Raw genomic sequence first — 8472 nt, 5'->3', positions numbered from 1 at the left:
GACTGCTGCTGGTGGAATAAAAAACAGTTCAAACCAAGTCACCACCTAACTTGAACTGCTTTTTCACACTGACAACATCTTACACACACAATATAAGATTCTTTTCTTACCTTGTTAGAGCTATCACATCTAAAAAGGTTGCATTTATTTGGTGCAAAACAGTAAATAATGTCTAATTAGTAAATACGTTTAGCTGTTTGCTTGCGATGAGTTAACTTTAGAATAATCGTAAAAGTCAGACAAACGATAAAAATAAAACCAATAAGTGAAAAAAATTAAGCTATAGACTTTAGTCTAACCTGCAGTGTTATTTTATTGATTTTAAATATTAAATTTTTATTGATTAGCTTGTAGGGCAAAAACGAATGATTAAATAAAAATATTTAATTAATAATAAATCACTAAACGGTGTTGTTAAGCTGCAAGAAAGTAAAAAAGAAGGAGCTTTACAGTTTACTGTGTGCAGCTTTAGCACTTGCTACGTGCTGCACACATTAAAATTGGCGTTATTAAACCAAAATGTAAATTGCATTTACTAAGGCAACACTAACCTTGAATGTTGCTAAATGTAGATACAACCCATTTAGCAAATAAATCTAGCGCGGGATTTGGCGAATTAGCTTCATGCTGTACTAAATAGTATTTATCTTTGGTGGTAAGGGGCTGTTGAAATAATTTATAAAGCCATTTTTCATCAAACCAGCTTTGGCTAATAGGCAGCGGTATAAGTGAAATGCCAATGCCCTGTTGCGCTGCACGAGCGACCCCAAACATACTATCAATTTGTATAATTTGCGTAGGCGAAAAGTCATCTATACCCGCTTTTTCAGCCCATTGGTGCCATGCCCACGGCCTTGCTTTGTGAAGGATTAATGGTACTTGGTTTAATGCTTGGCAGTGATCGTCTTTCCACTGTTTTAACAGTTTTTCGTTACACGCCGGTATATATTCAAGGTTAAATAGCTCTGTAGTAAGGCCCTCAGTGGGTTTACTTGAGGATAAAACAATCGATAAATCACTGTGGCGGGTTAGCTCTTTACGGGTTTTGAGCGTATCCATTTGTAAATTTATATTAGGGTGCTCAGATGTCCACTCACTTAATTTAGGCATAAGTAGTTCACTGGCAAAAAATTCAGGCAGCGTAATAGTTATATTAGTATTTTGCTGCAATTGACTGAACTCGTTGATGGTGTTTTCAAGCGTATAGATAATAGGCGAAATGGCATCAAAAAAGTTTTTACCCGCAGCCGTTAAACTAATGGATCGGGTTTGGCGTTGAAAGAGTTCAATGCCTAGTTGTTCTTCAAGTTGTTTTATCTGATGGCTTACCGCAGAGGGCGTTAAGTACAGCTCTTTAGCTGCATGTTTAAAACTTAAGCTTTTTGCTGCAAAGCAAAAAGAGCGGAGGCCTCGAATAGGAGTTTGCATGTTTTCCAGAATTGTTTAATTAATTTAAGACGCCTTTAATAGGCAATAATCGAACCAATAATTTAATATAATAATATCAATAGTTTAATTTTAAATATAGCACTAGTTCACAAAAAAGGTGCAGACAATCCACAAATTAGTGCAAATAATATAAGCGCTTACATTAAAAGCTATTTGTATTATAGATAATATTTACTACAACTGTATTAAAACTGAAAAAAAGTTTATGGCAGGCAAAAAAAATCCCTCTTGCGAGGGATTTTGGGTAACTCAGCGCCATTGGCACTGGGAATGAGGTCGGTACATGGTAAAGCGTTAAAAAACCATTTCTGGTACTTCACCGTCAACAAGTAATTTACCTGCTGTTTTACTAATAATTTCATCAACCGATACGCCCGGAGCGCGCTCGAGTAAATGAAATGCGCCGTCTTTAACTTCAAGTACGGCCAAATCTGTTACTATTTTTTTAACGCAATTAACGCCCGTTAGCGGTAATGTGCACGACTCTAATAATTTAGAATCACCATGCTTACTGGCATGGGTCATAGTAACAATAATATTCTTTGCCCCAGCGACTAAATCCATTGCGCCCCCCATGCCTTTTATCAGCTTTTTGGGGATCATCCACGAGGCAATGTTGCCGCTTTGGTCTACTTCAAATGCACCCAGAACGGTTAAGTCTACATGACCACCCCGTATCATGGCAAAACTATCTGCACTATTAAATATGGCTGCACCTGTGGCAGCTGTCACGGTTTCTTTACCCGCGTTTATCATATCTGCGTCTAGCTCGGCTTTTGTTGGGTAGGGACCCATACCTAAAAGCCCATTTTCTGACTGTAACATAACTTCAATACCATCAGGTACATAGTTTGCGACGAGTGTCGGAATTCCTATGCCCAAATTAACGTAAAAGCCGTCTTGTAGTTCCTGTGCAACGCGCATTGCAACTTGTTCACGTGATAATGCCATAACCTATGCTCCTGCTTAATCTCGTGTTGTTACACGTTCAATGCGTTTTTCAAAGTCGCCTTTAATAACGCGATTTACAAAAATGCCGGGGGTATGAATTTGGCTTGGCTCAAGTTCACCGGGCTCTACTATTTCTTCTACTTCGGCAACGGTAATTTTGCCTGCTGTTGCGGCCATTGGGTTAAAGTTCATGGCAGTGTGCCTAAATACTAAATTACCGTATCGGTCGGCTTTCCACGCTTTTACAATGGCAAACTCACCGGTGATCGACTCTTCTAAAATATAAGGGCGACCATCAAACTCTTTTACATCTTTACCCTCTGCAACGGGCGTACCGTAACCTGTAGCGGTATAAAATGCAGGAATACCTGCACCGCCTGCACGCATTTTTTCAGCCAAGGTGCCTTGCGGGGTAAGCTCTACATCTATTTCACCGCTTAGTAATTGCTGCTCAAATAGGGCGTTTTCGCCCACGTAGGAGGCAATTACTTTTTTAATTTGTTTATCTTTAAGTAAAATTCCTAATCCAAAATCATCTACACCACAGTTGTTAGAAACCACGGTTAGCTCTTTGGTGTTCATTGCCTTAATTTGTTTAATTAAGCCCTCAGGAATACCGCATAAGCCAAAGCCGCCAGCAATAACGGTATCGCCGTCTTTCAACCCTGCCATTGCAGCTTCGTAACTAGAAACTACTTTATCAAAACCGGCCATGAGACTCTCCTCATTGTGTTAACTGCCATTTGGCAAGTTAAGCTATTATTTTTGTGTGTTGCCTAATGCAATTGAAACTTTGCTTACAGGCGTTTTGCCAAGTGCTTGTGTAATTTTCCAACCAGCGCTACTTAACCTTTGTAAATCAATTCCATGTTTAATGCCAAGCCCATTGAGTAAGTAAACCACATCTTCGGTGGCAACATTTCCTGACGCCCCTTTGGCATAAGGGCAGCCGCCAAGGCCTGCAACAGCGGCATCAACCGTTGCTATACCTAAGCTTAACGCTGCGTAAATATTTGTGAGCGCTTGCCCGTAGGTATCATGAAAATGCACCGCCAGTTTTGATTTATCAATATGCACAAGCAAAAGTGTTAAAAGCTGGGTAACTTTATTTGCAGTGCCAACACCTATGGTATCGCCAAGGCTTATTTCGTAGCAGCCTAAATCTAAAAGCTTTTGCGAAACGCTAAGTACTTTATGCGGGTCTATTTCTCCCTCATAAGGGCAACCGAGTACACAACTTACATAACCGCGTACACGTATGTTATTGGCTTTTGCAAATGCCATAACGTCGCTAAAACGCTCAATACTCTCATCAATACTGCAATTTATATTTTTTTGACAGAACGATTCGCTTGCCGCGGTAAATATGGCAAATTCTTTTATGCCAACGGCATGGGCTACTTGGGCGCCTTTTAAGTTGGGTGTAAGCGCACTTAAATTTACATGGGGTAAATTAAGCGCTGTTATCACCTCGGCTGAATCGGCCATTTGTGGCACCCATTTAGGCGATACAAAAGCACCGGCTTCAATATTTTTTAAGCCTGCGTCACTGAGTGCATTTATTAATGAAATTTTATCAGCTGCAGTGACTGATTTTTCGTTTTGTAGGCCATCACGCGCGCCTACTTCAACAATTTTAACTTCAGTTGGAAAAGCTGCCATCACGATGCCTCCTGCGCCGTGGTGTCTTCTACAATCGCTAATAAAGCGCCGTGCGAAACTAACTCGCCTTCATCAAAGCAGTAGCTTTGTAAAATACCATCGTGCGGGGCGTTGAGCGTGTATTCCATTTTCATGGCTTCAATAATCACTACGGCATCGCCTTTGGTAATGGTGCTGCCTACATCAACTAAATGCTTAACCACAGTGCCATTAAGTGGCGCCGCAAGGGGCAGGGCGTCGCTTTCATGGCTGCTAATGTAATGTTTAGTGTTTAAAGCAAGCTTAATTTGCAGCGCAGCAAACATCACGCTAATACTATTATCAACGTGGCTAACATGGGCGGTAAACTTTTCCCCATTAATAAACACATTACATACGTTTTGGTTTACAGAGCCTGCTATATCGAACGACTTATCATTATGCGTTACAACATAACCCGTTTTAGTTTTAACGGCGCTTATAGCTAAGTCTGTAAATGGTACATCCACTTTTTGTGGTGCGTTAAGCGTAAAACCACTGAGTTGTTGCCACGGGCTTACGCTTTGCTGAGTTGCCTTTTTAGCACCAAGCGATTCAAGGTAGGCAAAGGCTGCAATTAGTTGTGCTTTTTCAAGCGCGGCGCTATCAACACTTACCAACGCATCGCCTTGATCGGCAATAAAGTGGGTGCTTGGCGCACCTTGAGCAAATGTAGGGTGGCTTGCTAAGTTGTGTAAAAAGCCAATGTTAGTGCTAAAACCCGCTAAGTGAAATTGCTCAAGTGCTTGGCGTAAACGCGATAATGCCTGCTCTCTGGTATCATCATGTACTATAAGCTTTGCAATCATAGGGTCGTAAAACGGGCTTATTTCATCGCCTTGTGCAATACCGGTATCAATACGTACAAACTCACTGTTAAGTGGTGTGCTTAATGCTTCTATTGTGCCCGAGCAGGGAATAAAGTCGTTACTTGGATCTTCTGCGTAAATACGCGCTTCAAAGCTGTGGCCTTGGAGTTGTATATCTGATTGCGTTAACGGCAGTGTTTGCCCAGCGGCAATATTAATTTGCCAATTAACTAAATCTACGCCGGTTACCATTTCGGTTACAGGGTGCTCTACTTGTAGGCGCGTGTTCATTTCCATAAAGAAAAACTCATCGCCACACAGTAAAAACTCAACCGTACCTGCACCTCTGTAGTTTATTGCAAGGGCACAGCGTACTGCGGCTTCACCCATTTCTTTACGTAGTTCGTCAGACAAACCCGGCGCTGGGGCTTCTTCAATTACTTTTTGATGACGGCGCTGCAGGGAACAATCCCGATCACCTAAATAAACACAGTTACCGTGGTTATCGGCAAAAACTTGTACTTCAACATGGCGAGGCTGGTTAACATAGCGCTCAAGCAGTACTAAGTCGTTACCAAAGCCCGCAATTGCTTCGCGTTGTGCGCCTTCAAGCGCACTTATAAAGTCTTTGGCATGCTCAACGACGCGCATGCCTTTACCGCCACCACCAAAGGCCGCTTTAATGAGCACGGGGTAGCCAATTTTTTCAGCCTCAGATTGTAAAAAAGCAGGATCTTGGTTTTCACCGTAATAGCCTGGCACTAATGGTACATTTGCCGCGGCCATAATTTCTTTGGCGCAGGTTTTAGAGCCCATGGCTTCTATGCTGCTTGCAAGAGGGCCAATAAACGCAATGTTGTTAGCTTCACAGGCTTTAGCAAACTCACTGTTTTCAGATAAAAAACCGTACCCAGGGTGTATACAATCGGCACCGCTTGTTCTTGCAACCTGTAAAATTTTATCTGTTACAAGGTATGAGTCTTTACTTGGTGCAGGGCCAATGTGGTAAGCCTCATCAGCCATTTTTACATGTTGTGCGTGTTTGTCGGCCTCAGAGTAAACTGCCACCGTTGTTAAGCCCATTAGCTTTGCACTTCGCATTATACGGCATGCAATTTCACCACGGTTGGCAATGAGTATCTTTTTTAATGTGTGTGTGTTCATAATTAGTCCTACAGTTGCCAAGCGGGAGGGCGTTTATCAAAAAAGGCGCTTAGTCCTTCTTGGCCTTCGTCCGATACCCGAATATTTGCAATACGTTCGGCCGTGAGTTCAATAAGATCATCATTAATAGGCTTATTTGCTACATCGTTAATTAATGATTTAGCGGCTTTTACAGCTACTGGGCCGTTATCGATTAATGTTTGCAGCATGTTATCAAGGGCACAGTCTAAATTACCGGTCACCTGATGAACCAAACCAAGTTGTTTTGCTGTGTGGGCATCAAACACCTCGGCAGTTAAAAAGTAGCGGCGCGCGGCACGCTCACCAATGGCTTTAATTACATACGGGCTAATTACCGCAGGAATAAGCCCTAGCTTTACTTCGCTTAAACAAAACTGCGCATCGTCTTTACTTAGGGCAATATCGCAACATGCAATTAAGCCCAGAGCGCCACCAAATGCAGCGCCTTGTACAGCACATATAGTAGGATGAGGAGAGGCGGCTAGTACCTGCATTAATTTAGCGAGCTGCATAGAATCGGCAAGGTTATCGGCGTAGTTGTTATCAGCCATTGATTTCATCCAGGCTAAATCGGCACCGGCAGAAAAGTGCTTACCCTCAGTTTTTAAAACCAAAGCGCGAATGTCGAGCGTATTTGCATGCTCTATGCACTGAATTAGCTCGTGTATCACTTCACTATTAAATGCGTTACGTTTTTCAACTCGGCTTAAAACAAGTACAGCCACATTAGATTTTGTTATTTGTAGTGTTACTGACATTTTTGCGCTCCGGTTACATTCTAAATACGCCAAACTTAGAGTCTTGCTGTGGTGCATTTTTAGCTGCACTTAAGGCAAGACCTAATACGTTACGGGTATCGGCAGGGTCAATAATGCCGTCGTCCCACAAGCGTGCGCTTGCGTAATACGGATGGCCTTGCTCTTCGTACTGATCAATAATTGGCTTTTTAAAATCGCTAACTTCTTGCTCGCTCATACTATGGCCTTTACGTGCTAAGCCATCTTGCTTAACTTGTGCCATTACACCGGCGGCTTGCTCGCCGCCCATTACCGAAATACGGGCATTGGGCCACATCCACATCATGGTGGGTTCAAATGCGCGACCACACATACCGTAATTACCAGCGCCATAAGAGCCACCAATTAATACAGTAAATTTAGGTACATCGGCACACGAAACCGCCATTACCATTTTAGCGCCATGCTTTGCTATGCCCTCAGCTTCGTATTTTTTACCTACCATAAAGCCGGTAATATTTTGCAAAAACACTAAAGGGATATTGCGCTGTGCACATAGTTGAATAAAGTGCGCGCCTTTTTGCGCCGACTCACTAAATAAAATGCCGTTATTAGCCACTATGCCTACAGGGTTACCGTAAATGCTGGCAAAGCCTGTGACCAGTGTTTCACCAAAGTAGCGTTTAAATTCATCAAACGATGAATCATCCACCGTACGGGCAATAACTTCACGCACATCAAACGGCTTTTTAAGGTCGGTGCCTACAATACCGTAAAGCTCGTTTATATCGTATCGTGGTGGTTTTACATCCTCTAGCTCTTGTTTAAGTAACGGCGCTGTAGGGCGCGTGTAATTAATACGCTCAATACATTGGCGGGCAATAGAAAGCGCATGCTCGTCATTTTCTGCAAAGTGGTCAGCCACCCCCGATGTTTTACAATGCACATCGGCGCCGCCTAATTCTTCGGCGCTGACTACTTCACCCGTCGCTGCTTTTACAAGCGGTGGTCCGGCTAAAAATATAGTGCCTTGTTCTTTTACTATTATGCTTTCATCGGCCATAGCGGGTACGTATGCGCCGCCTGCGGTACATAACCCCATTACCACAGCAATTTGAGGAATACCTTTACCCGACATACGGGCTTGGTTATAAAAAATACGGCCAAAATGTAATTTATCAGGGAATACATCGTCTTGCTCGGGCAGGTTGGCACCGCCCGAATCAACCAAATAAATACACGGTAAGTGGCAGCGCTCGGCTATATCTTGCGCGCGTAAATGCTTTTTAACGGTAAGCGGAAAGTACGTACCGCCTTTTACCGTGGCATCATTTGCAATGATCATGCATTCAATACCTTTAACACGGCCAATACCAGCAACTACACCCGCACAGGCAATTTCTTGTTCGTACACACCAAAGGCTGCAAATTGCGAAATTTCTAAAAACGGTGAGCCTTCATCTAATAAAGTGCTAATACGGTCGCGTACAAATAACTTACCTCGGCCTTCGTGGCGCTCTTTTAACGCAGCGCCGCCGCCTAAGCTTATGGTGGCTACTTTACTATGTAAATCATCAACCAAAGCTGCCATGTTTTTGTGATTTTGCACAAAAGTAGGATCGTGAGGATTAACGCTCGATTTTAATATCGTCATAATTTAA

The 8472-nt window shown here is 42.7% G+C and carries 7 protein-coding genes; all 7 read right to left on the bottom strand.

Annotation, left to right across the window (positions count from 1 at the left end):
* Positions 1-546: 546 nt before the first annotated feature.
* The 7 genes from CWC04_RS14220 to CWC04_RS14190 all read right to left on the bottom strand — a co-directional run bounded on the left by CWC04_RS14220 (position 547) and on the right by CWC04_RS14190 (position 8465).
* Entirely contained in the window at positions 547-1428 is an 882-nt protein-coding gene (locus CWC04_RS14220; protein WP_004587893.1) for a LysR family transcriptional regulator, read from the bottom strand.
* 315 nt (positions 1429-1743) lie between these two features.
* Complete coding sequence (locus CWC04_RS14215) at positions 1744-2400, bottom strand: 3-oxoacid CoA-transferase subunit B (protein ID WP_004587894.1); 657 nt, start codon at positions 2398-2400, stop codon at positions 1744-1746.
* 15 nt (positions 2401-2415) lie between these two features.
* Positions 2416-3114 carry a CoA transferase subunit A gene (locus CWC04_RS14210; protein ID WP_004587895.1) on the bottom strand — a complete coding sequence of 233 codons (699 nt, stop codon included), beginning with the start codon at positions 3112-3114 and terminating at the stop codon, positions 2416-2418.
* A 45-nt stretch (positions 3115-3159) separates the two neighbouring features.
* A complete protein-coding gene (locus CWC04_RS14205; protein ID WP_138685746.1) occupies positions 3160-4062 on the bottom strand; it encodes a hydroxymethylglutaryl-CoA lyase in 903 nt (300 codons plus the stop codon).
* On the bottom strand, positions 4062-6053 hold the full coding sequence (locus CWC04_RS14200; protein WP_138685745.1) for an acetyl/propionyl/methylcrotonyl-CoA carboxylase subunit alpha: 1992 nt from the start codon (positions 6051-6053) through the stop codon (positions 4062-4064). Before CWC04_RS14200 ends, CWC04_RS14205 begins: the two co-directional genes overlap by 1 nt.
* Positions 6054-6061: 8 nt before the next feature.
* Positions 6062-6832, bottom strand: coding sequence for an enoyl-CoA hydratase/isomerase family protein (locus CWC04_RS14195; RefSeq protein ID WP_004587898.1), 771 nt, complete (start codon positions 6830-6832; stop codon positions 6062-6064).
* Positions 6833-6845: 13 nt separating this feature from the next.
* A complete protein-coding gene (locus tag CWC04_RS14190) occupies positions 6846-8465 on the bottom strand; it encodes a carboxyl transferase domain-containing protein (protein WP_138685744.1) in 1620 nt (539 codons plus the stop codon).
* Positions 8466-8472 lie beyond the last annotated feature (7 nt).

The organism is Pseudoalteromonas sp. S2893, from assembly GCF_005887105.1.
Classification (GTDB): Bacteria; Pseudomonadota; Gammaproteobacteria; order Enterobacterales; family Alteromonadaceae; genus Pseudoalteromonas; species Pseudoalteromonas atlantica.
Note: the sequence above shows the minus strand (reverse complement) of the source record. Positions and strands in the feature narration are given on the sequence as shown.

What these genes read in the sequence shown, in the direction of transcription:
- CWC04_RS14220 (WP_004587893.1), bottom strand. Translation starts at nt 1,428, where the DNA reads ATGCAAACTCCTATTCGAGGCCTCCGCTCTTTTTGCTTTGCAGCAAAA.
- CWC04_RS14205 (WP_138685746.1), bottom strand. Translation starts at nt 4,062, where the DNA reads ATGGCAGCTTTTCCAACTGAAGTTAAAATTGTTGAAGTAGGCGCGCGT.
- CWC04_RS14195 (WP_004587898.1), bottom strand. Translation starts at nt 6,832, where the DNA reads ATGTCAGTAACACTACAAATAACAAAATCTAATGTGGCTGTACTTGTT.
- CWC04_RS14190 (WP_138685744.1), bottom strand. Translation starts at nt 8,465, where the DNA reads ATGACGATATTAAAATCGAGCGTTAATCCTCACGATCCTACTTTTGTG.
- CWC04_RS14200 (WP_138685745.1), bottom strand. Translation starts at nt 6,053, where the DNA reads ATGAACACACACACATTAAAAAAGATACTCATTGCCAACCGTGGTGAA.
- CWC04_RS14215 (WP_004587894.1), bottom strand. Translation starts at nt 2,400, where the DNA reads ATGGCATTATCACGTGAACAAGTTGCAATGCGCGTTGCACAGGAACTA.
- CWC04_RS14210 (WP_004587895.1), bottom strand. Translation starts at nt 3,114, where the DNA reads ATGGCCGGTTTTGATAAAGTAGTTTCTAGTTACGAAGCTGCAATGGCA.